We start from the raw sequence: 419 nt of genomic DNA on the forward strand, positions 1-419 counted from the left end.
TCGTCCCGCTCGCCCGTGTGGCGGAGGGACGGGGCGGAGAAGCGCTCCACTGGTGCGGGCCGGTCTTCGATCGAAGCACCCGGGGTTCACTCTCCCGGGGGCCACTACCGAGGACCGGCGGCGGCGAGGTGCGCTTCCCCTCGTACGGGGGACGTCGGATGACGTCCGGTGTGATGTCCGTGGGTCGCATACCCGATGCGGCGCGGGACATCACCCTGAGTCGTAGTTCTTGCGTTCTTGCGTTCTTGCGTTGTGCTACCACACTACAAAGGCGTGGTGACACTCCGCACGTACAGCAAAGGGAGCGGCCCCCTTGTCCCGGGAACCGCTCCCTTCACGGCGTCTTACTTGGCGCCCGCCGCACCGCGGCGGATGCCGAGGCGCTCGACCAGCGCACGGAAGCGCTGGATGTCCTTCTT

Annotated in this window: 1 pseudogene; it reads right to left on the reverse strand. The window is 67.5% G+C overall.

What is annotated here, in order from left to right:
• Positions 1 to 344: 344 nt before the first annotated feature.
• Positions 345 to 419, reverse strand: a pseudogene (rpsO, locus tag LPA54_RS40125) (30S ribosomal protein S15); the annotation flags it as partial.

Source organism: Streptomyces sp. DH12, assembly GCF_020873895.1.
Lineage (GTDB): Bacteria > Actinomycetota > Actinomycetes > Streptomycetales > Streptomycetaceae > Streptomyces.